The sequence below is a fragment of the Streptomyces sp. NPDC048416 genome, from assembly GCF_043200435.1.
GTDB lineage: Bacteria > Actinomycetota > Actinomycetes > Streptomycetales > Streptomycetaceae > Streptomyces.
In genome coordinates this window covers 15,184-41,819 of record NZ_JBICXU010000030.1, presented here as the reverse complement: position 1 = coordinate 41,819, position 26,636 = coordinate 15,184, and the positions used below count along the sequence as shown (strand labels likewise).

Sequence of the window (26,636 nt, the reverse complement as noted above, 5' to 3'; positions counted from 1 at the left end):
GGGCTGTGCGGGTGTCTCATTCCACGAGCAAGATCATCAGGATTCTTTGTATGTTCGCACGTGGGGTACGGGCGGATGGGGCAGCCGTTGGGCCGCACCCGGGGAGCGGCCTTGAGCGGGCCTGATACGGCCGGTGGCGGCGATCGGGCGCTCGCCGGGCGCCTGTGACGGCGCTCCCGGTGCCTGCCGCCGGGGCGTCGGCTACTGCTCGGCGAGGGCGCGCAGTCTGCTCAGCGCGCGGTGCTGGGCCACCCGGACCGCGCCCGGCGACATCCCCAGCATCTGCCCCGTCTCCTCGGCGGTGAGGCCGACCGCGACCCGCAGCACCAGAAGCTCCCGCTGGTTCTCCGGGAGGTTGGCCAGCAGCTTCTTCGCCCAGGCCGCGTCGCTGCTGAGCAGCGCACGCTCTTCGGGGCCGAGCGAGTCGTCGGGCCGCTCCGGCATCTCGTCGGAGGGCACGGCCGTCGACCCGGGGTGGCGCATCGCCGCCCGCTGGAGGTCGGCGACCTTGTGCGAGGCGATGGCGAAGACGAAGGCTTCGAAGGGGCGTCCGGTGTCGCGGTAGCGCGGCAGCGCCATCAGAACGGCGACGCAGACCTCCTGCGCCAGATCCTCGACGAAGTGGCGAGCATCACCCGGAAGCCGGCTGAGCCGGGCGCGGCAGTAGCGCAGCGCCAGGGGGTGCACATGAGCGAGCAGATCGTGCGTGGCCTGCTCGTCGCCGTCGACAGCACGGTGAACGAGGGCACCGATGACCCCTTGCGCCGTACTCTCGTCGTCGCGCATCGGTCCATGGTGCCCCGGCGTCGTCCCGCCCGCGGCACCGCGTCCGTAGTTGTGCACTGAAGCGTTATGAGCGGGTGCGCCGGAACTCATCCCCTGCACCCCCCTCCCGCTCGACCGACCTGTCCCCGAGGAACTTCACACCTACAAGGATGCGGCATCGCGGCGGAAGCAACACCTACTGCTGCCGTTCGCGCGGCGGCCGGGCCCGTCCACCCGACGGCGGACGGGGCTCCGACCAGCTGTCGCACCGTCCGTCAGCGCACCAGGCCCCAGCGGAAACCGAGCGCGACGGCGTGCGCGCGGTCCGAGGCGCCGAGCTTTTTGAACAGCCGCCGGGCGTGCGTCTTGACCGTGTCCTCGGAGAGGAACAGCTCACGGCCGATCTCGGCGTTGGAGCGGCCGTGGCTCATGCCTTCGAGCACCTGGATCTCCCGCGCGGTGAGCGTGGGCGCCGCGCCCATCTCGGCCGACCGCAGTCTGCGCGGGGCGAGCCGCCAGGTCGGGTCGGCGAGCGCCTGTGTGACGGTCGCGCGCAGTTCGGCGCGCGACGCGTCCTTGTGTAGGTAGCCGCGGGCACCGGCGGCGACCGCGAGCGCGACCCCGTCCAGGTCCTCGGCGACCGTGAGCATGATGATCCGGGCGCCCGGATCCGCGGACAGCAGCCGACGGACGGTCTCCACGCCGCCCAGTCCGGGCATGCGTACGTCCATCAGAATCAGGTCCGAGCGGTCGGCACCCCAGCGGCGGAGGACTTCCTCGCCGTTGGCCGCCGTCGTCACACGCTCGACGCCGGGCACGGTCGCAACCGCGCGGCGGAGCGCCTCGCGGGCAAGCGGGGAGTCGTCGCAGACGAGGACTGATGTCATGGCCGCCCTCCGCAGCTGATGCGCGTCACCTTGAGCCTCCAGGCTGGGTACATGTGTCACCTGAGCGATTGGCGCTCTCGGACACTTGCCCGAGCGCTTCTTCTTTCAATCGCCTCCGCACTCTCAACGACGGTCACTCGAAAGAGTTACGGGTGCTGCGGGCATGTTCGGCACTCTACGTGAGGAGGCGCACACACAGGAGAGTGCCACGAGGCATTCGCCCAGCTATTACGGCTATGCCCCATTTAGCGGCTTTTCTTCCCTTTTGCTGGTGTCTGTGGCTAGATTCCCAATGAGTCATATTTACATCTACTTACACAGGAGATGTACCTTCGTCGGTACGTACGTTTCGGATGAGCCCCCGTGCGCACCCGTCCTGTACCGGCCCGCCCATCCGCCTCAGCACGGTTTCAAGGGGACAAGAGCAATGGCAGATTTCTCCCGCCTTCCCGGACCCAACGCCGATCTGTGGGACTGGCAGCTCCTCGCGGCCTGCCGTGGGGTCGACAGCTCGCTCTTCTTCCACCCGGAGGGCGAGCGCGGCGCGGCGCGGAGCGCGCGCGAGAGTTCGGCGAAAGAGGTGTGCATGCGCTGCCCGGTGCGTGCGCAGTGCGCGGCCCACGCCCTGGCGGTACGCGAGCCCTACGGGGTCTGGGGCGGCCTCACCGAGGACGAGCGCGAAGAGCTCATGGGCCGGGCACGCAACCGCCTGGTGTCGGCGTCCGCGCCCGGCGTGGGCGGCATGGAAGCCCCCTGAAGGCCCACCCACCGGACCGGATCAGAAGAAACGTTCCTGCGCCGTTTGGCCCAGCGCGGGCCGCTGAGCCGCGCCCCGGGCGCCGCCCCGCAAGCCCGGCAGGCCCGAACGAAGGCCCTAGGGGGTGTCTGGTGGATCAGGGCCGGGGGTGCGGCGCCTGGCACGGCACCTCGCGGCGTTGCCAAAACGCCCCGATAGCTCCGCTATCACGACGTTCCCGCGCCTTGCGATGCACCGCACCAGGCGCCGCACCCTGACCGACCCTGATCCACCAGACACCCCCTAGTCGCGCGCCGATGCCCTGGCCAGCTGGTCGAGGGTGGCCGCGACGGCCGGGACCTGGGCGAGGTCGGGCAGGGTCAGCGCGACGATCTCCCGCTCGACGGCGGGCTCGACGGTGACCGTACGCGCGCCCTTGGGCCGTACGGACTCGACGGCCAGCTCCGGCATCACCGCGACGCCGAGCCCGGCGCCCACGAGCCCGATCACCGCCGGATGGTCGTCGGTCGCGAAGTCGATGCGCGGGGTGAAGCCGGACTCCTCACAGACCTCGACCAGTTGACGGCGGCACCGCGGACAGCCCGCGATCCAGGACTCGTCCGCGAGGTCCTTGATGGCGACGGTCCCCGCCTCCGCCGCCGGGTGCCCGTCGGGGACGAGACCGACCAGGCGGTCGACGAGCAGCGGGCGCACCACCAGGTCGTCCCACTCCGTGGCGTTCGACCCGTAGCGGAAGGCGAGCGCGATGTCGCAGTCGCCCTCGCGCAGCATCTCGACCGAGCGCGGCGGCTCGGCCTCCTCCAGCGAGACCCGCGTGCCCGGATGTGCGGCGCGCAGGGCCGCGAGCGCGGCCGGCACCAGCGTGGAGGAGCCGCTGGGGAACGACACCAGGCGCACCCGGCCGGCCCGCAGGCCCGCGATGGCGGCGACCTCCTCCTCCGCGGCGGTGAGACCGGCGAGGATGCCCGCGGCGTGCCGGACCAGCACCTCACCCGCCTGCGTCAGGCGCATCTCGCGGCCGGTACGGATCAGCAACGGGGTGCCCGCGGAGGTCTCCAGGGCCTTCATCTGCTGGCTGACGGCGGGCTGGGTGCAGCCCAGGTCGCGGGCGGCCGCCGAGAAGGAACCGGTGGCGGCGACGGCGCGCAGGACGCGGAGATGACGGGCCTCGATCATCCTTCAAGGATAAGCGGAACTTGGGGAGGGCGGAGAAAATTCGCACGGGGCTTTGGGGGCTTTGGGTTTGGTTCGGTTAGCGTTCCCCCATGGAGCTTCTGTCTGTGAACGTGGGCCGCGCGAAGACCGTCGAGTACACCGATGCCGAGGGCGGGATGACGGGCGTCGACAAACGACCGGTGACCACGCCCGTCCGGGTGTTCGCGCCGGGCCCCCGGGGCGTCGGCGCCAGTGGCGTCGAGGGGGACGATGTCTGCGATCTGCGCTTCCACGGCGGGAACCACCAGGCGGTCTACGCCTACGCCCGCGAGGATCTGGACGTCTGGGAGAAGGAGCTCGGCCGCGCGCTGCCCAACGGCTCGTTCGGCGAAAACCTCACGACGTACGGGATCGACGTCAACGACGCGCGGCTCGGCGAGCGCTGGCGGATAGGCGGGGCGGTCCTCGAAGTCGCCTCCGGGCGCATCCCCTGCCGTACGTTCGCCGGCTGGCTCGAACAGAAGGGCTGGGTACGGCGCTTCACACAGGCGGCGGTTCCCGGCGCGTACTTCCGGGTGATCGAGCCGGGTGAGATCCGCGTGGGCGACCGGGTCGAGGTGCTTGAGCGCCCGGACCACGAGGTGTCGGTCGCCTTCTGGTTCCGGGCGTTCACGACCGAGCGGACCTTGCTGCCGCGGCTCCTCGCAGCGGGCGACGCCCTGGAACCCGACGGGCACGAGACCGTACGGCAGTACCTGGCGAAGCAGGGCGCGTAAGGCCCGAGCGACGGCGGGCCGGTGCGGAACTGCCGTCATGGGGGCGGTTCGTGACGGTCCCGACCGGTTGGGCGGTTCATGGCGGTCCCGACCGGTCGGCGGGCGGGCGGCGCGGTCATCGGCGCCCAACAGGGGCGGTCATCGGCGCCCAACGGGGGCGGTCGTCGGGCGTCCGGCGGGGGCGGTCATCGGGCGCGGGGCCGGGGCGTTAACGTGCGCCCTATGACGACTGCACTGATTACGGGAGCGACGGCGGGCATCGGCGCCGCGTTCGCGCGGCGCCTCGCGGCCGATGGACACGATCTGGTGCTGGTGGCCCGCGACGGCAAGCGGCTGAGCGAGCAGGCCACGGAGCTGCACGACCGGCACCGCATCGAGGCCGAGGTGCTGAGCGCCGACCTCTCGACGGAGGACGGGATCGCCGCGGTCGAGGCGCGCCTCTCGCAGCAGAGGCAGCCGGTCGATCTCCTGGTCAACAACGCCGGGTTCGGCAACAAGGGCCGCTATCTCGATGTGTCCATGGCCGACGAGCTGACCATGGTGAAGGTGCACATCGAGGCGGTCCTGCGGCTGACATCGGCGGCGACCGTCGCCATGCGCGAGCGGGGCCGCGGCGGGGTCGTCAACGTCGCGTCGGTGGCGGCGTTCGTGCCGCGCGGCACCTATGGCGCGTCCAAGGCGTGGGTCGTGCAGTTCACCCAGGGCGCGGCCCGGGACCTCGCCGGGTCCGGGGTGCGGCTCATGGCGCTGTGCCCCGGGTTCGTGCGGACCGAGTTCCACGAGCGGGCCGGCATGGGCACCGACAACATCCCGGGGTGGATGTGGCTGGACGCCGACAAGCTGGTGGCGGCCGCGCTGACCGACCTCGCGCGCGGGAAGTCGCTGTCGATCCCCGACCCCCGCTACAAGGCGCTGATGGGCGCGGTGAAGCTGGCGCCGCGCGGTCTGCTCGGCGGGCTCACCTCCAGGACGGGCCGCAAGTACGGTCCCCAGTGAGCCGAGCTCACCCACCCTCCGTACGCACGTCCACCGATGCGGGGCCGAGCGTGAGCCGGTAGGCGGGTCCGTCCCGCCAGGCCACCCGTACGGTGTGGCCGGTCACCTGGATGTCGGCGAGCGCGTGGACCGGGTCCGGGTCCGGTTGCGCCGTGAGCGAGGCCAGCGCGACGAAGAGGCAGGGCGGGGCGCCGGTCGTTCCGTGCAGTGCCCGGACGTGCGATCCCGGCCCGAACAGGGTTGATCCGGCGGCCAGTTGGCAGGCCTCCCCCGCATAACCGTGCACGGGGTGCAGTTGGGCCGCGTGGCCCGGGGTGACGGCCCAGCCGGTCTGGCGTACGGGGGTGCCGGGGACGGCGTCGACGACCAGGTGGGCGCGGACCTCGGCGCGGCCGTGCGCCAGGGTGACCGAGACGATGCGCACGCCGGGCGGGCCGGGCCGCGGCTCGGACAGCGAGGCCGCCCAGCCGGGCCCGCTGCCGAGCGGAACGGCGGGCCCGCGTGTGGTGGACGCGCCCTGCGACAGAAGCCCGAAGTGGTTGTCGGGCACACCCTTCGATGTGGGTCCCGTGCGGGTCGAGTACGCGAATCGGGAGTAGCAGGGGTCATCGCCCGTGCCGCCGTCCACGTGGTTGTTGCTGCCGTGGTTGTGGAGCCGGACCACGCCGTCCGCCGCGGTCGACTGGATCAGCAGACCGGTCGGCCCGAGGGGGAGGGTCGCGTCCTGCGTCTCGGCGGGCAGCGGCTCCTCGACCGCCGTCCAGGCCGGGTGCTCGGGCGGCAGGAGCAGTCCGAGGTAGCCCTTGGCCGCCCAGTACGGGGAGGCGGGGCCCGAGTAGTGCTGGATCACCGGCGGGTACGGGCCGTGCCAGCCCAGCGTGAGCAGCCCGGCCTCGTCGGTCGCGCCGCTGCCCGCGGGACGGTCGAGGAAGTGCTTCAGGGTGCCCGAGGCCAGGCGGCGGGTGGCCCCGGGGGTGAGCGGGGTGTGGCCGGTGAGGGTGCCGAGCCACGGCGCGGCCGCGGCGGCGAACCGGTAGGTCAGCGAGCGGCCGTAGGGCATCGGGGCGCCGTCGGAGCCGAACAGGCGGCTGTGCGCGTCGAGTTGGGCGTGCAGGCGGGGTCCGTAGCGGGCCAGGAGTTCCGCGTCGTCGCTCAGGTGGGCGTGCAGCACGGGATAGAAGTGCAGGGCCCAGGCGTTGTAGTGGTCGAAGGAGCGGTTGGGTCCGTCGCTGTACCAGCCGTCGCCGAGGTACCACCGGTCGATGCGTTCAAGGGCGCGGTCGATGGTGGCCGCGGCCCGGTCCGTCTCGATGCCCACGTCCTGGAGGAATCCGGCGACGGTGAGGCCGAACAGCCACCAGTTGTTGTCGACCGGGGAGGGCCCGAGCGCGGGCAGCAGCCAGTCGACGGCGCGTTGCCGGGCGCCGTCGTCGAGCCCGTCCCACAGCCAGGGGCGGGTGAGCCGGAGCCCCAGGGCGACCGACGCGGACTCGACGATCGCCTGTGGGACGTGGGTGGTCAGCGGCCAGGCATCGGGCGACGCCGATCCCGGCTCGCCCGTGGGGAGCGGGTGCCGGGTCCCCGAGACGAGGCCTTCGGCGTAGCGCTCCAGATGCCCGTGCGGGTCGGCGCCCCGGTCGCCGGCCACCCGGAAGGCGGCGAGCAGCCAGCTGCGGGCATAGCCTTCGAGGCCGTCCGAGCGCGGCCCCGACCGGCTGGGCCGCGCGCCGGGCAGGTTGATGAGCCCCTTCCCCGGTGAGGCGAAGGGCCGGACGGCCAGCAGGAGTTGGTCCGCCGAGCGCTCCCAGTGCTCGCGGGTCCAGCCGGTGTACGGGCTGAGCCCACGGTTCTCGGAGGGGATGGGCATGGTGCGATGCTCCCTCGGGGGCGGGTCGGACAGAAGTGCGGAGTCGGCGACAGCCACGGCGACGGCGACAGCGACAGCGACAGCGACAGCCACGGCGACGGCGACGGCGACGGCGACGGCGACAGACTGCCCCGCGAAATCCTTGGGAACGTAGGACTTCACATGATCGAACGTCAATGGATCCGACCGAATGATCGAAACTCTCGTCGTTCGATCACGTTCCGTTAGGGTCATGGCCACCGGGCCACCACACCGCGAAGGGGCTGCCGCCGTGCGTGAAAGCGCTGCTGAACGTCATGACCGATTGCTGGAGCTGGTGCGTGGGCGCGGCTCGGCCCGGGTCTCCGAACTCGCCTCCCACCTGGGGGTCTCGCCGGTGACGGTGCGGCGGGACGTGGAGTTCCTGGCGACCGAGGGGCGCCTTGAGCGGATGCACGGTTCGGTCTCCTGGCCCGGCGCCGGGGACGGCTCCCCAGGCACCCCGGTCACTCCAGGCACCCCCGGGGCCCCAGGCACCCCGTACGCCCATCGTGGCCCCGGGTCCGGGTCCGGGCCCGGCCTCGCTTCCGGCCCGGGGGGCCACGGTTCCGGCCCGGCGGGGTCCGGCCCCCGCGACCTCGTCATCGGCATGCTGGCGCCGAACGCCACGTACTACTTCGCCGAGGTCATCCGGGGTGCGCACGAGGCGGCCGCGGCGGCCGGGGCCCGGCTGGTCCTGCGGATCTCGGACTACCGGCCGCAGGAGGACGCGGGCCGGGCGGCCGGGCTGCTCGCGGCCGGGGCCGACGGTCTGCTGATCGCGCCGGGCTGGAAGGAGCCGGACGATCCGGTCGAGCACGGCGCCTGGATCGCCGGGCTGCCCGTGCCGACGGTCCTCCTGGAGCGCCGCGGGGTGCCCGGCCGGGAGCTCGACGACCTGGACCGGGTCTGCTCCGACCACAGCCACGGCGTGCTCATCGCGGTGCGCCACCTGCTCGGACTCGGGCACCCGACGCCCCTGCTAGTGGCCCGGGCCGACAGCCCCACGGCGATCGCGGTGCGCGCCGGATACCGGCACGCGCTCGACGCGCTGGGCCTGGAGTCGCCCCTCCCGGTGATCGGTTCGGTGTCGGCCGAGGCGGATCCGGCCGGCTTCGAGACGGCCGTGCGGGCGCTGCGTACCGCGGTCATGGAAGGGCGCGCCACGGCGGCGCTGGTCCACAACGACGTGGACGCCATCCGGATCGTGCAGCGCCTGGGCGAGCTGGGCGTGCGGGTGCCGGACGACCTGGCGCTCGTGGCGTACGACGACGAGGTGGCGGCCCTCGCGGACATTCCGCTCACCGCGGTCGCGCCGCCCAAGCACGAGGTCGGGCGCTACGCTGCCGAGCTGCTGATCGAGCGGTTGCGCGGCGCTTCGGCGAACGGCGGGGGCGCGGCCGAGGGGACGCCGCGGCGCCATGTCGATCTGCTGCCGAGGCTGCGGGTCCGGGCGTCGTGCGGAGCGCCGCCCGAGCCGATGGGGCGCTCAATGAGCGTTCGCTCCTGAACCCCGACCGTTCACCCGCTCTCTGATCTTTTTTCGATCAATCGAACTTTCGCTCTTGACTTCGGTCAGAACTGGGCCAAGGATCGCGGCCATCGCCTCGTCCCCACACGTTCAGGAGCCGTTCCGTGAGCCGTAGTTGGAGCAGATCGACCTCCGCCCTCGTCACCACCGCCACCGCGCTCGCCGTGCTCACGGCCTGCGGTGGCGGGGACGGCAAGACGGGCGACGCGGGCAAGGGCACCGCCGACAAGCCCGTCACGCTCACCTTCTGGGCGTGGCAGAAGGGCTCCAAGGACGTGGTGGACGCCTTCAACGCCTCCCACAAAAACATCCGGGTGAAGTTCGAGGAGATCCCCTCCGGCAACGCCGGCGGCTACGCGAAGATCTCCAACGCCGTGAAGGCGGGCAACGCGCCCGACCTCGTCACCGTCGAATACCCGATGCTTCCCGAGTTCGTCAGCCAGGGCTCGTTCCAGGACATCAGCACGTACGTCACCGACGACCTCAAGAAGCGGTTCCTGCCGCAGGCGATCCAGCAGACCACCCTCGGCGGCAAGAACTGGGCGATCCCCTTCGACGCCGCGCCCCAGGCCTACTTCTACCGCAAGGACTTCTTCGCGAAGAACAACATCGAAGTCCCCACGACCTGGGCCGAGTTCAGGGCGGCGGCCCAGAAGGCGAAGCAGGCCGACCCGAAGGCGCGCATCGGCACCTTCTTCCCCGACGATCCGACCACGTTCGAGGCGATGGCCTGGCAGGCCGGTGCCCAGTGGTTCAAGGCCGACGGCGACACCTGGAAGCTCAACACCGCCGACGCCGCCACCCACAAGGTCGCCGACTACTGGCAGGGCCTGCTCGACGACAAGCTGGTCCAGAACGCGGTCTCCTTCAGCCCCGAGTGGACGGCCTCCCTCAAGGACGGCTCGACCGTCGGCTACCTCGGCGCCTCGTGGGGCGCGGGCGTGCTCAGCGGCACCGTCCCCGACCAGAGCGGCAAGTGGGCCGTGGCCCCCGTCCCCACCTGGGACGGCAAGCCGGCCAGCGGCATGCTCGGCGGCTCCACCTGGGCCGTGACCAAGGGCAGCACCAAGACCGCGGCCGCCCTGGAGTTCGCCACGTGGATGTCGACGACCGCGCAGGGCATCGACGCCCGCATCAAGTCCGGTACGTCGAGCGCCTTCCCTGCCGACATCGCGCTGCGCCCGGCCGCCAAGAAGGCGTTCGACGCGAGGTTCTACTCCGGCCAGGACGTCTACCAGCTCTTCGACGCCGCGGGCAGCTCGATCAACGCCGACTGGGGCTGGGGCCCGAGCATGGGCACCACCAACACCACGCTCAAGGACCAGCTCGGCAAGGTCGCCGGCGGGTCGGTGAAGATCACCGACGCCATCCGGGCGGCCCACGACGCCACGGTGACCGAGCTGAAGAAGCGCGGCCTGAAGGTCGAGGGCTGACCGGATGACGACGAAGGGCCGAGCCGCGGGCCTCGCCGCAACGCCGGGCGGGCCCCCACCCACCCCGCCGCCCGGCGCCGACGACGGCACCGCCCGGGCCGCGGCCGGGGACGGCCCCGCCCGGGCCGCAGCCGGGGGCGACGACACGGCGGGCGTACCCGCCACGGCGTACGCGCCCCGGCCCGCCCGCCGGGTGCCCCTCCAGGTCCGCAGCCGGAGCCGTGGCCGCACCGGGGCTGCCGCCGCGATGCTGCTCACCCCGTTCTTCGTCCTGTTCACCGCCGTGACGGTGGTGCCGATCGGGTACGCGGTATGGCTGAGCCTGTTCACCGAGAAGCAGTCTGGGCTCGGCTTCGGCGGCGCCCGCTCCGTGTTCAGCGGGCTCGACAACTACACCGCGGCGCTGGGCGACCGCGCCTTCCGCGAAGGCTTCTGGGTGCTCGCCGGGTACTGCGTGGTGTACATCCCGCTGATGGTCGGCGGCGCCCTCGCGCTCGCGCTGCTGCTCGACTCGACGCTGGCCCGCGCCCGCCGCTTCTTCCAGCTCGCCCTGTTCCTGCCGCACGCCGTGCCCGGCATCATCGCCGCGCTCATCTGGGTCTACCTCTACACCCCGGGTCTCAGCCCGGTCGTGAAGGCCATGAACTCCGGCGGCGTCGGCTTCAGCTTCTTCTCCGCCGGCGGCACGCTCCCCTCCGTGGTCAACATCGCCCTGTGGGAATGGCTCGGCTACAACATGGTCATCTTCTACGCGGCGCTCCAGGCCATCGACCGCTCCGTCCTGGAGGCGGCGACCGTGGACGGCGCGGGCGAGTGGCGCACCGCGTTCGGCATCAAACTCCCGCTGATCCGCAGCTCGTTGATGATGGTGGCGCTCTTCACCGTCATCGGCTCGCTCCAGCTCTTCACCGAGCCGCTGATCCTCAACCAGGGCGGCAGCTCGACGGTCACCAGCACCTGGACGCCCAACATGTACGCCTACACCGCGGCGTTCAGCCGCAACGACTACGGCCTCGCGGCCGCATCGGCCGTGCTCCTCGCGCTGGCCGCGGCCCTGCTCTCCTTCGTCGTCACCCGCCTGACCAACCGGAAGGGCGCCACGGCATGACCTCCCCCACCACTGCCGCGCCCCGGCCCCCGAGCCGCTGGCTCTCCAGGACCGCGGTCAACGGCGCGCTGCTGCTGTCCGTCCTCTACACGCTCTTCCCCCTGGTGTGGCTGGTCACGGCCGCCACCAAGGACACCGGCAGCCTGCTCTCGGGCGAGGCGTTCTCCTTCAAGGGCTTCGACCTGGGCCACAACCTGTCGCAGCTCGCCTCGTACAACGACGGCGTCTACTTCCGCTGGTACCTCAACTCCCTTCTGTACGCGGGCGGCGGCGCGGCCGTCTGCGCGCTGGTCTCCGTGGCCGCGGGGTACGCCTTCGACAAGTACGTCTTCCGCGGCAAGGAGAAGCTGTTCGGGGCCGTCCTGCTCGGGGTGCTCGTGCCGACCACGGCGCTCGCGCTGCCCATGTACCTGCTGGCGAGCAGGGTCGGCCTGGTCAACACGTACTGGTCGGTCCTGATACCCGTTCTGGTCAATCCGTTCGGGGTGTATCTGTCCCGGGTGTTCAGTGCGAGCTACATCCCCGACGAGGCCCTTGAGGCCGCCCGTATCGACGGCGCCGGCGAGCTGCGCACGTTCTGGTCGATCGGTCTGCGCATGGTGATGCCGGGCTTTGTGACCGTCTTCCTCTTCCAGTTCACCGCGATCTGGAACAACTTCTTCCTCCCCCTGGTCATGCTCAGCGACCAGAAGCTCTTCCCGCTGAGCCTCGGTCTGTACGCCTGGAACAGCAACACCCATGCCGAACCGGGCTACTACCCTCTCGTCGTCACCGGCTCTCTCCTCGCCGTCATCCCTTTGATCGTCGCCTTCGTCTGTCTCCAGCGGCACTGGAGGGCCGGACTCGCCGCAGGCAGCGTCAAATGACCGGCCCCGGCATCCCGTTACCCCCGGCCGACGTCTCGTGAGGAGCCCGATTCCCACCATGCACCACACCACTGACAATCGGCCCGCGCTGCTGCTCGCGATGGGTCCCGGCATCGCGGACCGTCTGCTCGCCGAGCGTCACCGCACCCGGCTCACCGCCCTCACCCGTACCGATCCCCATCTGGTCGCGCACGACCTCACGACGCCCACCGGCCCGGTCGCCGAAGCCCTCGCCGAGGCCCACGTCCTGCTCACCTGCTGGGGCGCTCCCCCGCTCACCAAGGACGTCCTGGACGCGGCCCCGCAGCTGCGCGCCGTCGTCCACGCGGCCGGCTCCGTCAAGCACCACATCACCGACGCGTGCTGGGAACGCGGCATCGCCGTGACGTCGGCAGCCGCGGCCAACGCCCTGCCGGTCGCCGAGTACACGCTGGCCGCGATCCTCTTCGCGGGCAAGGAGGTGCTGCGCTCCGCCCAGCGGTACGCCGAGCTGCGCACCGCTCCCGCCTGGCTCGGCGAGACCGAGCACACCGGCAACTACCGGCGCACTCTCGGCCTGGTCGGCGCCTCCCGCGTCGGGCGGCGCGTCATCGAGCTCCTGCGCCCCTTCGACTTCGAGGTCCTGCTGTACGACCCGTACGTGAGCGCGACACAAGCGGCATCGCTCGGCGTCGAACAGGTGAGCCTGGACGCGCTCTGCGCCCGCAGCAGCGTCGTCTCCGTCCACGCGCCCCAGCTGCCCGAGACCCACCACATGATCGACGCGCGCCGGCTGGCCCTGATGCCGACGGGCGCCACGCTGATCAACACCGCGCGTGGCTCCCTGGTGGACGAACCGGCCCTGCTCGCCGAACTGCTCAGCGGCCGCCTGCACGCGGTCCTCGACGTGACGGACCCCGAACTACCGCCCCACGAAAGCCCGTTGTACGACCTTCCCAACGTCCTGCTGACCCCGCACATCGCGGGTTCGCTGGGCAACGAGCTGTACCGGATGGCCGATCAGGCACTGGACGAGGTGGAGCGTTTCGCCGTCGGCCTGCCGTTCACGGACCCGGTCCACCCGCTGTCCCTGGGACGCTCGGCGTAACCGGGCGGCCGTACCAGAACGCCGAAGGCCCGGCACCCCCCAAGGGGATGCCGGGCCTCACCTACGTGCGGCTACCGCTGACGGGGTGCGTCAGTGGGAGTGACCGTGACCGCCGTGACCGGCCTCGGGCTCCTCCTCGGCCGGCTTCTCGACGACCAGGGTCTCGGTCGTGAGCAGCAGGGAGGCGATGGAGGCGGCGTTCTCCAGGGCGGAGCGGGTGACCTTGACCGGGTCGATGACGCCGGCCTTGACCAGGTCGCCGTACTCGCCGGTCGCGGCGTTGAAGCCGAAGCCCTTGTCGAGCTCGCTCACCTTGGAGGTGATGACGTAGCCCTCAAGGCCGGCGTTCTCGGCGATCCAGCGCAGCGGCTCGACGACGGCGCGGCGCACGACCGAGACACCGGTGGCCTCGTCGCCGGTCTTGTCGAGGTTGCCGTCCAGGACCTTGGCGGCGTGCACCAGGGCGGAGCCACCACCGGAGACGATGCCCTCCTCGACCGCGGCGCGGGTCGCGGAGATGGCGTCCTCCAGACGGTGCTTGCGCTCCTTGAGCTCGACCTCGGTGGCAGCGCCGACCTTGATCACGCAGACGCCGCCGGCCAGCTTCGCAAGGCGCTCCTGGAGCTTCTCACGGTCCCAGTCGGAGTCCGTGGACTCGATCTCGGCCTTGATCTGGTTGACGCGGCCCTCGACGTCGGCGCTGTTGCCGCCGCCGTCGACGATCGTGGTGTCGTCCTTGGTGATGGTGACGCGGCGCGCGGTGCCCAGCACCTCAAGACCGGCCTGGTCGAGCTTGAGGCCGACCTCTTCGGCGATGACGGTCGCACCGGTGAGGGTGGCGATGTCCTGGAGCATGGCCTTGCGGCGGTCGCCGAAGCCCGGGGCCTTGACGGCCACGGCGTTGAACGTGCCGCGGATCTTGTTGACGACCAGGGTGGAGAGCGCCTCGCCCTCGACGTCCTCGGCGATGATCAGGAGCGGCTTGGAGGCGCCGGCCTGGATGACCTTCTCCAGGAGCGGCAGCAGGTCCTGGATCGAGGAGATCTTGCCCTGGTTGATCAGGATGTACGGGTCGTCGAGGACGGCCTCCATACGCTCCTGGTCGGTGACCATGTAGTGCGAGAGGTAGCCCTTGTCGAAGGCCATGCCCTCGGTGAACTCAAGCTCCACACCGAAGGTGTTGGACTCCTCGACGGTGATGACACCGTCCTTGCCGACCTTGTCCATGGCCTCGGCGATGAGCTCGCCGATCTGCTTGTCCTGGGCGGACAGCGCGGCCACGGCGGCGATGTCGGTCTTGTCCTCGATGGGACGGGCGGTCGCGAGAAGTTCCTCGGACACGGCCTTGACCGCGGCGTCGATGCCCTTCTTCAGGGCGGCCGGGGAAGCACCGGCGGCGACGTTGCGCAGACCCTCGCGGACCAGCGCCTGGGCCAGCACGGTCGCGGTGGTGGTGCCGTCACCCGCGATGTCGTTGGTCTTGGTCGCCACCTCCTTGACGAGCTGGGCGCCCAGGTTCTCGTACGGGTCGTCCAGCTCGACCTCGCGGGCGATGGTGACACCGTCGTTGGTGATGGTGGGGGCGCCGAACTTCTTGTCGATGACGACGTTGCGGCCCTTGGGGCCGATCGTCACCTTCACCGTGTCGGCCAGCTTGTTGACGCCGCGCTCAAGGGCGCGACGGGCGTCCTCGTCGAACTTCAGGATCTTCGCCATGGGAGCGGTTCAGCCCTCTCGAAAACTCGGGTTCATGACACTGCGCCCCTCGCCGCCCGGCAATCAGCGGGGTGACCAGGGGCGCAGCTCTCAAAGCATTCGCTTCGGTGAAATTACTTCTCGATGATCGCGAGCACGTCGCGAGCCGAGAGGACGAGGTACTCGTCGCCGTTGTACTTCACCTCGGTGCCGCCGTACTTGCTGTACAGCACGATGTCGCCGACCTTCACGTCGAGCGGCAGGCGCTCGCCGTTCTCGAAGCGGCCCGGGCCCACGGCGAGGACGGCGCCCTCCTGGGGCTTCTCCTTCGCGGTGTCCGGAATGACCAGGCCGGAGGCGGTGGTCTGCTCGGCGTCGAGCGGCTGGACCACAATGCGGTCCTCGAGCGGCTTGATGGCAACCTTGGAGCTGGTGGTCGTCACGGTCCGGTCTCCCCCTTCGGAGATCTCACGGGGTTAACTGTCTGGGGTGGCGACCAGGTGGATCCGTCGTCGCGGGTGCCGGACCTGCCCGTCGCTACTGGCACTCTCCGGTGGGGAGTGCCAGAAGCGAGACTAGGACGGCGGTTAGCACTCGGTCAAGCGGAGTGCCAATCTCGCACCGTCGCGGCGGACGCGCGCCGGGGTTCCAGGCCACCCACCGCGCAGTTTTCGGCCAGGCCTGGCCCGGCGCACCCGGCCGCTCAGAGGTAGTCCTCGATGCGGCCCACCGTGAACCCCCGGGCCCTGATGTGTTCCAGGAGCCGCGCGGTCAGCCGGGTCGCGCTCGCGCCGGGATCCGGCAGCCGGACCCGCACGATGTCACCGGGACGCAGGGACCGGGCGCCCCTGGCATACCGCGGGCCGTCGGCCGTCATCGTGACGCGGGCCAGCACGACCGCGCGCACCCCGCACTCCCGCGCGGCGCGCAGGGTGCCCGCGTCGTACGCCCCGTACGGCGGCCGGAACAGTCTCGGGCGGCTTGCGAACCGGGCGGCGAGCCGGTCCTGCTGGCCGCAGATCTCCGCCCGCTGCCGCGCGTAGTCCAGGGTCCGCAGGTCGGGGTGGCTCAGGGTGTGGTTGTGGACTCCGGCGCCCAGGGCCCGCAGCTCGTCGACGCGGGCGCGGGCGGACGCGACCGCGGCGCCGGCCCCGGCACCCGTCCCCGTACCGCTGCCGCCGCCGCCGCCGCTGCCGCCGCCGCTACCGTCGCCGTCGCCGTCGCCGGTGAGGAACAGGGCGAGCGGCAGGTGGAGATCGCGGACCATGCGCGGGAAGGCGGGGTCATCGCCCGGCCCGTCGTCGAAGGTCAGGAAGACCACCTTCGCCCGCACCGCGACGCGGTCGACGACGAAGGGCATGTGCGCGCCGGCCCGGCGGGCCGGTGGCCGCGGGGCCGGCGGCAGTGGGGCGGCGAGTCCCCAGCGCCGTGCGGCGGCCATCCGCGCGTCGGACCCGGCGCGCGGCACGGTGTGCTGGGCGGCCCGGTGTCCGAGCCTTCTGAACGGGGCGACGGGCGCAGCCGGTTCCGAGCACCCGGCCAGCGGGCCGAGGAGCGCGCCGGCCGCGAGCAGCCCGGCCAGGGCGGCCCGCAACCGGCGCGCCCGCCTCACCTCGGCTCCCCGGGCCCGCTCACACGTAGTCCTCAAGACGGGCCACGGCGTACCCCTTGTCGGTGATCACCTTCATCACCTGGCGGACCATGTCGGGCATGGTCCCGTTCCAGTCCGCGCGCCCGCGGAAATGGGTCAGGATGATGTCACCGGGGTGCAGGTCCTGGTCCCACTCGCGCCACTCCATGTGGTCGGTGAAGGCCTCCTCCGCCCACAGCGGCGCGGCCGTGATCCCGCACGACTTGGCCGCCTTGAGGGTGTCCTCGTTGTAGTTCCCGTACGGCGGCCTGAGCAGCCGGGGCCGCTTGCCCGCCCACTGGCCGATCTTGTCCTGCTGGTCGCAGATCTCGTGCCGCTGCTCCTCGTAGGAGAGCGCCGGCATGTAGCGGTGGTTGATGGTGTGGTTGTTGAGCGTGACCCCGAGGCCCTGCATCTTCTTGAAGTACTCGTGGTTGTCCTTCACGAGGTAGTCGCTGAGGAACGCGCTGTAGGGGATGCGCAGTTCCTGCATCATCTTCAGGAAGGTGGGGTCCTTCTCGGCGCCGTCGTCGATCGTCAGAAAGACGATCTTGTCCTTGGTCGGGACGGTGGTGAAGACGGGCGGCAGCGAGTCGCCGCCGTCCGTCTCGAACCCCGGCCGGTTGGTGATCCTCGGCTTGACGGCGGGTGCGGGGGGCGCGAGCAGGGGCGCCTTGGCGAGCCCCCACTTCTTGACGGCGGCGAGCCGGGCGGTCTCGGCGCGCTTCAGCTGCTCGGAGTAGTTGGCCAGGGCTCCGGCGGGGCCCTGCTTGGCGGCCTGGGGCCCGGGTCGCCCCGAGCCGGCGTCCTCGGACGAGCAGCCCGAGGCGAGGAGGGCGGCGGCGAGTCCCAGTGCGGCACAGGCGGCGACCCTGGTGTGGGTTTTACCCTTTTGTCCTACTAGTTGCATGGCGCCGCATCCTGTCAGGCGGGAACCCCGCAACCCGCACGACACCGCCGTCCCGGGCCCACCGTCGCCCGCCTGGCCCACAGCCGGGTCGCTCCTGGACGACAATGGCGGGGTGAACGACCTCGACACCTTCTCCCTCCTGCTGGCCGAAGAGGGCCGCGCCCTGCTCGCTTCCCTGCGGGAGTACGACCCCTCCCAGGAACTCGCGGTCGCCACCCGGCTGCGCCGCGAGCACGGCCCGGAGCTCGTGTCGGCGGCGCTGGGGCAGGCGCGGCTGCGGCAGCGGGCGGTCGCGAAGTTCGGCGAGGCGGACGCGTACCGGATGTTCTTCACGCCGAACGGCGTCGAGCAGTCCACCCGCGCCTCGGTCGCGGCCCACCGCGCGCGGGCCTTCGCCGCGCGGGGCGTGCGCAGCGTCGCGGACCTGTGCTGCGGCATCGGCGGCGACGCGCTGGCCCTCGCGCGGGCCGGGATCTCGGTCCTCGCGGTCGACCGCGACCCGCTGACGGCCGCGGTGGCCCGCGCCAACGCGGCGGCGCTCGGCCTCGCGGAGCTGATCGAGGTGCGCTGCGCGGATGTGACGGACATCGACACGGGCCCGTACGACGCCGTCTTCGTGGACCCGGCACGGCGGGGCGGGCGGGGCCGCATCTTCGACCCCGAGGCGTACTCACCGCCCCTGTCGTGGGCGGTCTCGGCGGCCCTCGCGGCCCCCTTCGCCGCGCTGAAGATCGCGCCCGGCATCCCCCACGAGGCGATCCCGCCGCAGGCCGAGGCGGAGTGGATCTCGGACGGGGGCGATGTGAAGGAGGCGGTGCTGTGGTTCGGCGGCGGGACGACCCCGGGGGCGGTCCGCGCCACCCTGCTGCCCGCGTCCGCCGACCTGTGGACGGCCACCCCGCTCGCCGCGCCGCCGGTCGGGCCGGTCGGCCGCTACCTGTACGAGCCGGACGGCGCGGTCATCCGCGCGCACCTGGTCGCCGAGATCGTCTCGCGGTGCGGGGGCCGGCTGATCGACGAGACGATCGCGTACGTGACGAGTGACGCGCCGTACGCGTCCCCGTACACATCGGCGTACGAGATCACCGACCAACTGCCGTTCAACCTGAAGAAGTTGAAGGCGTTGCTGCGGGAGCGGGAGGTGGGTGTCCTGACGGTGAAGAAGCGGGGTTCGGCGGTGGAGCCGGAGGAGATCCGCCGCAGGGTGAAGCCGCGGGGGCCGAACTCGGCGACGGTCTTCCTGACCAGGGTGGCCGGCGCCCCCACCATGCTCCTGGGCCACCCAGCCTGACCACCTCGGCACCGGGTGCCCTACAGGGGCGCGAGGCTGCGCCCTTTTGCGCGGCTCCGCCACGGCCGACGAGACCACGCCGTACGGGGTGCCCTACAGGGCCGCGGGGCTGTGCCCTTTACGCGGCTCCGCCACGGCCGACGCGACCACCGGCACCGGGTGCCCTACAGGGGCGCGGGGAACTGCGCGGGTGCCCCAGCACGATCCGCACCCGAAAACGGCGGGGTTGCCGGGGCTCCGCCCCAGACCCCGTTCGCGCCTGAACGGCGCTCGTCCTCAATCGCCGGACAGGCTGAGGTGGCCTCAACCGGACACCCCACCAAGAAACAACCCCGCCAGGGGCGCGGGGAACTGCGCGACCAACCACGCACAATCCGCACCCGAAAGCCGGGCCTCCGGGGCTCCGCCCCAGACCCCGTTCGCGCCTAAAGGGCGCTCGTCCTCAAACGCCGGACAGGCTGAAGCGGCCTCAACCGAACACCCCGCCAAGAAACAGCCCCGCCAGGGCCGCGGGGAACTGCGCAAGGTGGGGTCAGTCCAGGTCGGTCAGGGGTTCCGCGTAGATCTGGGCGAGGGGCTGCGGCCCCACGTACTGCTGGCAGTTGCACTGCCCCGCCTCGAACCGCAGCGGCTTCTTGCTCTCGTCCCAGGCGACCGGAACCTCAACCCGCTCATGACACTTCCCACCCTTGGCATGCTTGGCCAAATGGTGCGTGCACCCGCACACCGGCTCCGGCGTCTTGTGCGCGGCCTCGACGGCGAGACGTTCCTGCCGGGCCGCCTCAAGCCGCTCCATCTTGCGCTCGTGCCGCGTCCGCAGAGCCGTCCGGCCGTTGTCGATCGCCCAGCCGAACCCGCCCATCCAGAAAACGATCAGAATCCACCAGTACCAGGCCATGACGACCGTCCTTCCCCCGGAATGTGCCGCCGCGCGGCGCCGCAACTTCCCCAGGATAGAGCCGGGTTCGGAGCGCGGCTTCAGCGCCGGGCCGCCAGCGCGAGCGAGCGCTGCACCCAGCGCCGGTACGCCGCCGCCTTCACCACGCCGACCAGACCGGTGAGCCAGCAGATCAGGCCGAGCCCCATGCCGTAGACGACGACGGCGTACGTGTCGTGCCCCGGGTCGGCGGTCGCGGGCAGCACCAGGCAGACGGTCAGGCCCGCCCCGCACAGCACGGCCGAGGGAACGAGCCAGGCGAGGCTCAGGCCGGGCCTGCCCAGATTGCGGTCGAGCACCGGATCCCGGTCCAACTCCGCCCACTGGCGCAGGAGTTCACGGATCCTGCGGTCGGTGCGCAGGCCGAACCCGACGGCCAGCCCGGCGGGGATCATCACGCCGAGGCCGAGGAGCAGGAGCAGCCCGCCCACGATCGCGGTGAGGACGTCCGTGAGGGAGGTGAGCGCCGCGCCGACCAGCGACCAGCCCAGCGCGAAGAGCGCCGCGTACAGCCAGAGCAGCCCGAGCCTGCCCGCTCCCAAGTACCCCTTGACCAGCGCTTCCAGGGCCTGGGCCCGGTCGGCCAGCAGCGCGTTGCGGTCGCGCCAGGTGCGTATCTCGGCCGGAGGCGGAGAGGGAGGAAGCGGCGAACTGGACGGCATGCGCCAGAGATTATCGGGGGCGCCCCCGGGACCGGCGCCCACCCTGGGTCATGTTCACTACAGTCGGCCGGATCCTTTCCCTCCGCGACACCCGCCCCCCTCCGCGACGCCCGTCCGCCGACCCAGCGGTCCGGCCGCCCGGCGGCCCAGCGGTCCGGCCGGGCCCCACGCGCCCGGCTCGTCAGGCGTCCCGCAGGGTCTGGAGGTCGAGCTTCTTCATGTCCATGACCGCCGCCATGACCCGGTCGGCCTTCTCCGCGCCCGAGCCGAGCAGTTCGGGCAGTTCGGCGGGCACGATCTGCCAGGAAAGCCCGTACTTGTCCTTCAGCCAGCCGCAGGGCCCCTCTTCGCCGCCCTCGGCGAGCCGTGTCCAGAACCGGTCGATCTCCTCCTGGTCCTCGCACCCCACCGCGAGCGAGACCGCCTCGGTGAAGGAGAACTGGGGTCCGCCGTTGAGCGCGGTGAACCGCTGGCCCGCGAGCAGGAAGTCGACCGTCATGACCGCGCCGGGCTCGCCCGGCGCCGACTCGGAATAGTGGGTGATCCCCAGGACGCGCGAGTCGCCGCCGAAGATGGAGACGTAGTGCTCGGCGGCTTCCTCCGCCTGGCTGTCGAACCAGAGGAAGGGGGTGATCTTCTGGGTGATCTTCGCGGTCATCGTGGGCCTCCTCGTCGTCGCCGGACCCGGTGCGGGCGGCATCACCCGGTAGACCGGCCCCGCGCCCGGAACTCATCGCGGTACGCGTACGCCGGGGAGCCGACAGCCGGGAAGCGCCCGCCGCGGAGCCAGCGGCCGGGAACGACGGCCGGGAAAGCGCCGGCCGGGGGCGCCGCCTCTTGCACGGACCGGCCGTACCAGCAGATCACCGCGGCCGGTGGGCGGCAACATTTCCCGGGCCCGGCACCCCCGCACCCCCGCACCCCCGCACCCCCCGGCCTTCCGGCCATTCGCCGGTGAAGGCTCACTCGCCGGTGAGGACGACGAGCTGCTGGGTCGCCCGCGTCATCGCGACATAGCGGTCCACCGCCCCCTCGATACCCGTGCCGAACCGCTCCGGCTCCACGAGGACGACCAGGTCGAATTCGAGGCCCTTGGACAGTTCCGGCGTCAGCGAGCGGACGCGGGGCGTGGCCCGGAAACCGGGATGGCCGATGACGCAGGCGATCCCGTCGGCGTGCCCGGCGAGCCAGTTCTCCAGGACCCGGTCCAGGTCCGCGACGGCGCCGTGGCCGACGGGCACACCGCTGCCGCGCACGGAGGCCGGCACGTTGGCGTCGGGCAGCACGGCCCGGATGACCGGTTCCGCCTCGGTCATGACCTCCTGCGGTGTGCGGTAGTTGATGCTGAGGGACGCCACCTCGGCCCGGTCGAGCCCGACCCGCGCGAGGCGTTCCCGCCACGACTCGGTGAACCCGTGCCTGGCCTGGGCACGGTCCCCGACGACGGTGAAGCTCCGGGAGGGGCAGCGCGACAGCAGCATCTGCCATTGCGCGTCGGTGAGTTCCTGGGCTTCGTCCACGACGATGTGCGCGAACGGCCCGGCGAGCGGGTCCGGCTCCGCGGTCGGCAGGGCGCTCTCGTCGATCAGGGTGTCCTGGAGGTCCTTACCGCGCAGCATCCGGACCGCGCCCTCGGAGTCGTCGCCGGCCGCGTCGAAGTCGGCGGCCGTGACGATCTCGTCGATGACACCGGCCATCCGGGCGCGCTCGGCGGCGACCACGGCGTCGTGCCGGTGCCTGCGCCGTTCCGCCTCCGGGTCGCCGAGCCGTCGGCGGGCCGCGTCCAGGAGCGGCAGGTCGGACACCGTCCAGGCCTGCGCGTCCGCGCGCCGCAGGGCGCGTACGTCGTCGGGGCCGAGCCAGGGCGCGCACAGCCGCAGGTAAGCGGGCACCGACCAGAGGTCGCCCACGACGTCGGCGGCCTCCAGGAGCGGCCAGGAGCCGTTGAGCGCGTCGACCAGCTCCCGGTTCCGGCGCAGCGCCCGGCCGAACTCCTCGGGCGTGACGTCGTCGCCCTCGTGCCGGTCGAGCAGGATCGTGACCAGGGCCTCCCAGACCTGTTCGCGGCCCTCGTTGTGCGGGGCGCCGGGGCCCGGTGCGCGAAAGGCCTCGGCCCAGTCGTCGGCGCTCAGCAGGACCTCGGACCAGGGGGTCGTGACGGCCATCGGGTCGGTGGGAGGTTCCTCGTAGAACGCGACGGCCTTCTCGATCGCGTCGACCATGGCGGCGGACGACTTGAGGCGGGCCACCTCGGGGTCCCTCTCTGCCGTGGCCGTCGCGCCTTCGGCGACAAGGTCCCGCAGGATGCACGTCTGCACGCCCTCCTCGCCGAGGCTGGGCAGGATGTCGGCGACGTAGTCGAGGTAGGGCCGGTGCGGCCCGACGAACAGGACGCCTCCCCGGCGGTGGCCCAGGCGCGGGTCGGAGTAGAGCAGGTAGGCGGAGCGGTGCAGGGCGACGACGGTCTTGCCGGTGCCGGGGCCGCCGTCGACGACGAGCGCGCCGCGTGATCCCGCCCGGATGATGGCGTCCTGGTCGGCCTGGATGGTGGAGAGCACGTCGCGCATCCGGGCCGAGCGATTGGTGCCCAGGCTCGCGATGAACGCGGACTGGTCGTCGAGGGCCGCGTGCCCTTCGAGCCCGTCGGCGCTGAACACCTCGTCCCAGTAGTCGCTGATCCGGCCGCGGGTCCAGCGGTACCTGCGGCGGCTCGCCAGGCCCATCGGGCCGGCGTGGGTCGCCGCGAAGAACGGCTCGGCGGCCGGGGAACGCCAGTCGATCAGCAGGCGGCGGCCCTCGCTGTCGGTGAGGCCGAGCCGGCCGACGTACAGCGGTGCGGAGCCGTCGGCGCCGACCATGCGGCCCAGACACAGATCGAGGCCGAAGCGGCGCAGGGTGCGCAGGCGGCCGGTCAGGCGGTGGACCTCCACATCCCGGTCCATCGCCGCGCGGCCGATGCCGCCGGGTGCTCGGCGCAGCGCGTCGAGACGGTCGGAGAGTTCGGTGACGGTCTCGTCGAGGGTCCGCGCGATGGCGGCGAAGTGCCGCTCGTCGTCGGCGATCAGCGCCGGATCCGCCTTGGCGGCGAGGTGGACGGGAAGATCGAACGCGACGGCAGCACTGGTTTCGGAATTCGACAACGGCACACGCACTTCGTGAATCTCCCATTTCCGCAGGTACTGGCCCGAGGCGAGTGATTCTGCGGTACGACGGGGGCCTTGCCGCAAGCCCCCCAGTGCGCTATATCTTGATAGTGGCGAGGAGAGTGCGTACTCCTTGCCTTCTCTTTTTTCCGCCTCGGCGTGGGTGTTTCCCGGTCCGGCACAGGCGTCTTCCGCCTCTGCGCGGGTGTTCGCCGGACCGGCACAGGCGTCTTCCGCCTCGGCGTGGGTGTTCGCCGGACCGGCGGACGTGCGGCGTTTCTAGACGTAGTCCTCCAGGCGGGCCACCGTGAAGCCCTGTTCCTGTATGTGGCGGAGCATGTTGGCGGTCATCTCGGTCATGGACGTGCCCTTGAGTTCCTTGGGGCCGCGGAAGTGCGCCAGGATGATGTCGCCGGGGTGCAGCTTCTTGTCGCCGCGCTGGTACTGCATGTTGGTGATCTGCATCGACTCGCGCCACAGCACCATCGCGCGGATGTCGCAGGTCTTGGCGGCCGCGCGCGTGTTCTCGTTCCAGTTGCCGTACGGGGGCCGGAAGAGCCCGGGCGCCTTGCCGTACTCCTTGCCCAGCTTCTTCTCCTGGGTGCATATCTCGTTCTTCTGCGCGGCCTCGCCGAGAGTGCGCAGATTGGGGTGCGAGAGCGTGTGGTTCTCTATGGAATTGCCGAGCTCCTGCAACGGTTTGAAGTAGCCGTAGTCGCCGCGGATGATGTCGTCGGTCAGGAACATGGTGAAGGGGATCTTCAAGTCCCGCATCATCTCGACGAACTTGGGGTCCTTCTCGGCCCCGTCGTCGAACGTCACGAAGACGATTTTCTCCTGGGTGGGTATGTCGCTCACCACCGGCACCTCGCCCGGCTTCGCCTTCACCGGCTTCTCGGCCGGCGGCGCGGGCGGCGCGGCGAACGGCTTGAGCTTCCACTTGCGGTACGCGGCCTCGACGGCGGCCGTGTCACCGCCCGGGGACGCCGTCGACGGCGCGCCGCCCGCCTTGCCGGACGGTGCGGACGCGGACGGGGTGCTGCCGCCTCCCCCGCCCGACGAGCAGCCCGCGACCATCAGAAGACCGAAGAGAGCCGCACCGACAGCCTTCTTGCGCACGAGACAACCCCGCCCCATCACTGACCGTTTCCGTCATCGACTTACGCACAGGTTGATGACGGAAACGGTCAGGGGGTTGCCTCACATGATCGGACAGCGACAGGCGCGCCGCCCGGGTCTCGGGTCAGCCGGCCGACTCGAAGCGCCAGCGGTGCACCGGCCGCGCCACCAACGCGCCATCGGGCTCCGGCAGTTCGGGCAGTTCGGCGTCGTACGCCGCCTCCCACCAGGTGATGACGAGGACCCGGTCGCCGGGCGCGCGCAGGATCTCGCGGCGTGACGGCGAACCGGTGGCGGGCTGCTCCCGGACCCAGGCGAGGAGTTCGGCGCCCCGGCCCTCGACGGCCCGGGCCTCCCACATCAGGGCGACGGTCATGAGTACAGGTTCTTCTTGCTGACCTCGTGCACATGGTCGTGGTCGTGGGAATGCGCGTGGCCCTGCCCGTGCCCGTCCCCGTCCCCGTGTGCCTCGCCCGGCACGTGCGGCTCGGTCACCGGGAGCGAGGAGTCCGCCGACAGTTCCAGGTCGGAGGCGGGCCGGTTTCTGGCCACCATCTCGGCGCCGAGCGCCGCGACCATCGCCCCGTTGTCCGTGCACAGCCCGGGACGCGGCACCCGCAGCCGGATGCCGGCCCGTTCGCAGCGCTCCTGGGCGAGCGCCCGCAGCCGGGAGTTGGCGGCCACGCCACCGCCGATCATCAGGTGGTCGACGCCCTCGTCCTTGCAGGCCCGTACGGCCTTGCGGGTCAGCACGTCCACCACGGCCTCCTGGAAGGACGCGGCCACATCGCGCACCGGGACCTCCTCGCCCGCGGCGCGCTTGGCCTCGATCCAGCGGGCCACCGCGGTCTTCAGGCCGGAGAAGGAGAAGTCGTACAGCGGGTCGCGCGAGCCGGTCAGGCCGCGCGGGAACGCGATCGCCTTCGGGTCACCCTCGCGTGCGAGCCGGTCGATGACCGGGCCGCCGGGGAAGCCGAGGTCGAGCACCCGGGCGATCTTGTCGAAGGCCTCGCCCGCCGCGTCGTCGATGGTCGCGCCGAGCGGACGCACGTCGGCGGTGATGTCGGGGGCGAGCAGCAGCGAGGAGTGGCCGCCGGAGACGAGCAGCGCCATCGTCGGCTCGGGCAGCGGCCCGTGCTCCAGCTGGTCGACGCAGATGTGCGAGGCGAGGTGGTTGACCCCGTACAGCGGCTTGTTCAGGGCGTACGCGTACGCCTTCGCGGCCGAGACGCCGACGAGCAGCGCGCCCGCGAGGCCGGGGCCCGCGGTGACCGCGATGCCGTCGAGGTCGCGCGCGGAGATCCCGGCGGTCTTCAGGGCCCGCTCGATGGTCGGCACCATCGCTTCGAGGTGGGCCCGGGAGGCGATCTCGGGAACGACGCCGCCGAACCGGGCGTGCGTGTCCACGCTGGAGGCCACGGCATCGGCGAGCAGCGTCGTCCCGCGCACGATGCCGACGCCGGTCTCGTCGCAGGAGGTCTCGATGCCCAGTACGAGCGGTTCGTCAGCCATCAGTCAGTCTCTTCTGTTCCTTGGACGTATTCCTGGACGGTCAGTCGCATCACGAGCGCGTCGACGTTGCCGGGCTGGTAGTAGCCGCGCCGGAAGCCGATGGGCTCGAAGCCGAAGCGCTCGTAGAGCTTCTGGGCCCGGGTGTTGTCGACGCGCACTTCGAGCAGGACCTCGTCGCACTCGAAGGCGGTGGCGTGCTTGAGGAGATCGGTCAGGAGGCGGGCGCCGAGCCCGGTGCCCCACTGGTCGCGGGCGGCGGCGATGGTCTGGACGTCGGCGAGGTCACCGGCCGCGGCGAGCCCGGCGTAGCCGACGAGCCGGCTCCTGCCGTCCTCGACGGATTCGGCCACCACATAACGGCGGGTGGCGCCCGGCCCGCGCGCATGGGCGAGCTCGGACCAGAACATCCCCTTGGACCAGGCGTCCTCGGGGAACAGCTCGTGTTCGAGGTCGAGCACGGGCGCGATGTCCCACCAGCGCATCTCGCGCAG

At 71.6% G+C, this 26,636-nt stretch carries 25 protein-coding genes; 9 read left to right on the top strand and 16 right to left on the bottom strand.

What is annotated here, in order from left to right; genetic code table 11:
• Positions 1-201: 201 nt before the first annotated feature.
• The gene (locus ACGFW5_RS28750) at positions 202-786 is read right to left on the bottom strand and encodes a sigma-70 family RNA polymerase sigma factor (RefSeq protein ID WP_393837209.1); all 585 of its coding nucleotides are present in this window, start codon (positions 784-786) and stop codon (positions 202-204) included.
• Between the two features lie 254 nt (positions 787-1,040).
• Positions 1,041-1,652, bottom strand: a complete 612-nt coding sequence (locus ACGFW5_RS28745) for a response regulator transcription factor (protein ID WP_003948568.1) — start codon at positions 1,650-1,652, stop codon at positions 1,041-1,043.
• Between the two features lie 427 nt (positions 1,653-2,079).
• On the opposite strand from ACGFW5_RS28745, the gene ACGFW5_RS28740 reads away from it, so the two are divergent.
• The gene (locus ACGFW5_RS28740) at positions 2,080-2,409 is read left to right on the top strand and encodes a WhiB family transcriptional regulator (RefSeq protein WP_393837208.1); all 330 of its coding nucleotides are present in this window, start codon (positions 2,080-2,082) and stop codon (positions 2,407-2,409) included.
• A 282-nt stretch (positions 2,410-2,691) separates the two neighbouring features.
• On the opposite strand, the gene ACGFW5_RS28735 is transcribed toward ACGFW5_RS28740, so the two are convergent.
• On the bottom strand, positions 2,692-3,585 hold the full coding sequence (locus ACGFW5_RS28735; RefSeq protein ID WP_393837207.1) for a LysR family transcriptional regulator: 894 nt from the start codon (positions 3,583-3,585) through the stop codon (positions 2,692-2,694).
• Positions 3,586-3,674: 89 nt separating this feature from the next.
• Here ACGFW5_RS28735 and ACGFW5_RS28730 point away from each other — a divergent pair, with 89 nt between their 5' ends.
• Both ACGFW5_RS28730 and ACGFW5_RS28725 read left to right on the top strand, forming a co-directional pair.
• The gene (locus tag ACGFW5_RS28730) at positions 3,675-4,340 is read left to right on the top strand and encodes an MOSC domain-containing protein (RefSeq protein WP_393837206.1); all 666 of its coding nucleotides are present in this window, start codon (positions 3,675-3,677) and stop codon (positions 4,338-4,340) included.
• A 222-nt stretch (positions 4,341-4,562) separates the two neighbouring features.
• Positions 4,563-5,336: an SDR family NAD(P)-dependent oxidoreductase gene (locus ACGFW5_RS28725; RefSeq protein ID WP_393837205.1), complete on the top strand. Its 774-nt coding sequence runs from the start codon at positions 4,563-4,565 to the stop codon at positions 5,334-5,336.
• Positions 5,337-5,343: 7 nt separating this feature from the next.
• Here ACGFW5_RS28725 and ACGFW5_RS28720 read toward each other — a convergent pair whose 3' ends face one another.
• Complete coding sequence (locus ACGFW5_RS28720; RefSeq protein ID WP_393837250.1) at positions 5,344-7,203, bottom strand: DUF2264 domain-containing protein; 1,860 nt, start codon at positions 7,201-7,203, stop codon at positions 5,344-5,346.
• Between the two features lie 271 nt (positions 7,204-7,474).
• Here ACGFW5_RS28720 and ACGFW5_RS28715 point away from each other — a divergent pair, with 271 nt between their 5' ends.
• From ACGFW5_RS28715 to ACGFW5_RS28695, 5 genes are all read left to right on the top strand, one after another.
• The gene (locus ACGFW5_RS28715) at positions 7,475-8,731 is read left to right on the top strand and encodes a substrate-binding domain-containing protein (RefSeq protein ID WP_393837204.1); all 1,257 of its coding nucleotides are present in this window, start codon (positions 7,475-7,477) and stop codon (positions 8,729-8,731) included.
• A 125-nt stretch (positions 8,732-8,856) separates the two neighbouring features.
• A complete protein-coding gene (locus ACGFW5_RS28710) occupies positions 8,857-10,185 on the top strand; it encodes an ABC transporter substrate-binding protein (protein ID WP_393837203.1) in 1,329 nt (442 codons plus the stop codon).
• 247 nt (positions 10,186-10,432) lie between these two features.
• Complete coding sequence (locus ACGFW5_RS28705; RefSeq protein WP_393837249.1) at positions 10,433-11,293, top strand: carbohydrate ABC transporter permease; 861 nt, start codon at positions 10,433-10,435, stop codon at positions 11,291-11,293.
• The gene (locus tag ACGFW5_RS28700) at positions 11,290-12,159 is read left to right on the top strand and encodes a carbohydrate ABC transporter permease (RefSeq protein WP_393837202.1); all 870 of its coding nucleotides are present in this window, start codon (positions 11,290-11,292) and stop codon (positions 12,157-12,159) included. Before ACGFW5_RS28705 ends, ACGFW5_RS28700 begins: the two co-directional genes overlap by 4 nt.
• Before the next feature lie 58 nt (positions 12,160-12,217).
• Positions 12,218-13,246 carry a hydroxyacid dehydrogenase gene (locus tag ACGFW5_RS28695; protein WP_393837201.1) on the top strand — a complete coding sequence of 343 codons (1,029 nt, stop codon included), beginning with the start codon at positions 12,218-12,220 and terminating at the stop codon, positions 13,244-13,246.
• Between the two features lie 90 nt (positions 13,247-13,336).
• Here ACGFW5_RS28695 and groL read toward each other — a convergent pair whose 3' ends face one another.
• From groL to ACGFW5_RS28675, 4 genes are all read right to left on the bottom strand, one after another.
• Positions 13,337-14,962 (bottom strand): chaperonin GroEL, encoded by a 1,626-nt coding sequence (groL, locus tag ACGFW5_RS28690; protein WP_393837200.1) that lies wholly within the window; start codon positions 14,960-14,962, stop codon positions 13,337-13,339.
• A 113-nt stretch (positions 14,963-15,075) separates the two neighbouring features.
• The gene (gene groES / locus ACGFW5_RS28685) at positions 15,076-15,384 is read right to left on the bottom strand and encodes a co-chaperone GroES (RefSeq protein WP_330459340.1); all 309 of its coding nucleotides are present in this window, start codon (positions 15,382-15,384) and stop codon (positions 15,076-15,078) included.
• A 260-nt stretch (positions 15,385-15,644) separates the two neighbouring features.
• Complete coding sequence (locus ACGFW5_RS28680) at positions 15,645-16,553, bottom strand: polysaccharide deacetylase family protein (RefSeq protein WP_393837199.1); 909 nt, start codon at positions 16,551-16,553, stop codon at positions 15,645-15,647.
• Positions 16,554-16,572: 19 nt separating this feature from the next.
• The gene (locus ACGFW5_RS28675) at positions 16,573-17,481 is read right to left on the bottom strand and encodes a polysaccharide deacetylase family protein (protein WP_393837198.1); all 909 of its coding nucleotides are present in this window, start codon (positions 17,479-17,481) and stop codon (positions 16,573-16,575) included.
• Between ACGFW5_RS28675 and ACGFW5_RS28670 the strand changes: the two genes are divergently transcribed.
• Complete coding sequence (locus tag ACGFW5_RS28670; RefSeq protein WP_393837197.1) at positions 17,480-18,772, top strand: methyltransferase domain-containing protein; 1,293 nt, start codon at positions 17,480-17,482, stop codon at positions 18,770-18,772. The two genes, ACGFW5_RS28675 and ACGFW5_RS28670, sit on opposite strands and share 2 nt — an antisense overlap.
• 532 nt (positions 18,773-19,304) lie before the next feature.
• Here ACGFW5_RS28670 and ACGFW5_RS28665 read toward each other — a convergent pair.
• From ACGFW5_RS28665 to rimI, 8 genes are all read right to left on the bottom strand, one after another.
• Positions 19,305-19,670, bottom strand: a complete 366-nt coding sequence (locus tag ACGFW5_RS28665; RefSeq protein ID WP_393837196.1) for a hypothetical protein — start codon at positions 19,668-19,670, stop codon at positions 19,305-19,307.
• Between the two features lie 80 nt (positions 19,671-19,750).
• Positions 19,751-20,371 carry a hypothetical protein gene (locus tag ACGFW5_RS28660; protein WP_393837195.1) on the bottom strand — a complete coding sequence of 207 codons (621 nt, stop codon included), beginning with the start codon at positions 20,369-20,371 and terminating at the stop codon, positions 19,751-19,753.
• Between the two features lie 181 nt (positions 20,372-20,552).
• Positions 20,553-21,029 carry a VOC family protein gene (locus ACGFW5_RS28655; RefSeq protein WP_393837194.1) on the bottom strand — a complete coding sequence of 159 codons (477 nt, stop codon included), beginning with the start codon at positions 21,027-21,029 and terminating at the stop codon, positions 20,553-20,555.
• Positions 21,030-21,333: 304 nt separating this feature from the next.
• Positions 21,334-23,511: an RNA polymerase recycling motor ATPase HelR gene (helR, locus tag ACGFW5_RS28650; protein ID WP_393837193.1), complete on the bottom strand. Its 2,178-nt coding sequence runs from the start codon at positions 23,509-23,511 to the stop codon at positions 21,334-21,336.
• A gap of 282 nt (positions 23,512-23,793) precedes the next feature.
• Positions 23,794-24,651, bottom strand: coding sequence for a polysaccharide deacetylase family protein (locus tag ACGFW5_RS28645; protein ID WP_393837192.1), 858 nt, complete (start codon positions 24,649-24,651; stop codon positions 23,794-23,796).
• A gap of 106 nt (positions 24,652-24,757) precedes the next feature.
• Positions 24,758-25,009, bottom strand: a complete 252-nt coding sequence (locus ACGFW5_RS28640) for a hypothetical protein (protein ID WP_393837191.1) — start codon at positions 25,007-25,009, stop codon at positions 24,758-24,760.
• Entirely contained in the window at positions 25,006-26,145 is a 1,140-nt protein-coding gene (gene tsaD / locus ACGFW5_RS28635) for a tRNA (adenosine(37)-N6)-threonylcarbamoyltransferase complex transferase subunit TsaD (RefSeq protein WP_393837190.1), read from the bottom strand. The genes ACGFW5_RS28640 and tsaD overlap by 4 nt, the downstream gene beginning before the upstream one ends.
• Entirely contained in the window at positions 26,145-26,627 is a 483-nt protein-coding gene (gene rimI / locus ACGFW5_RS28630) for a ribosomal protein S18-alanine N-acetyltransferase (protein ID WP_393837248.1), read from the bottom strand. Before rimI ends, tsaD begins: the two co-directional genes overlap by 1 nt.
• Positions 26,628-26,636: the final 9 nt, after the last annotated feature.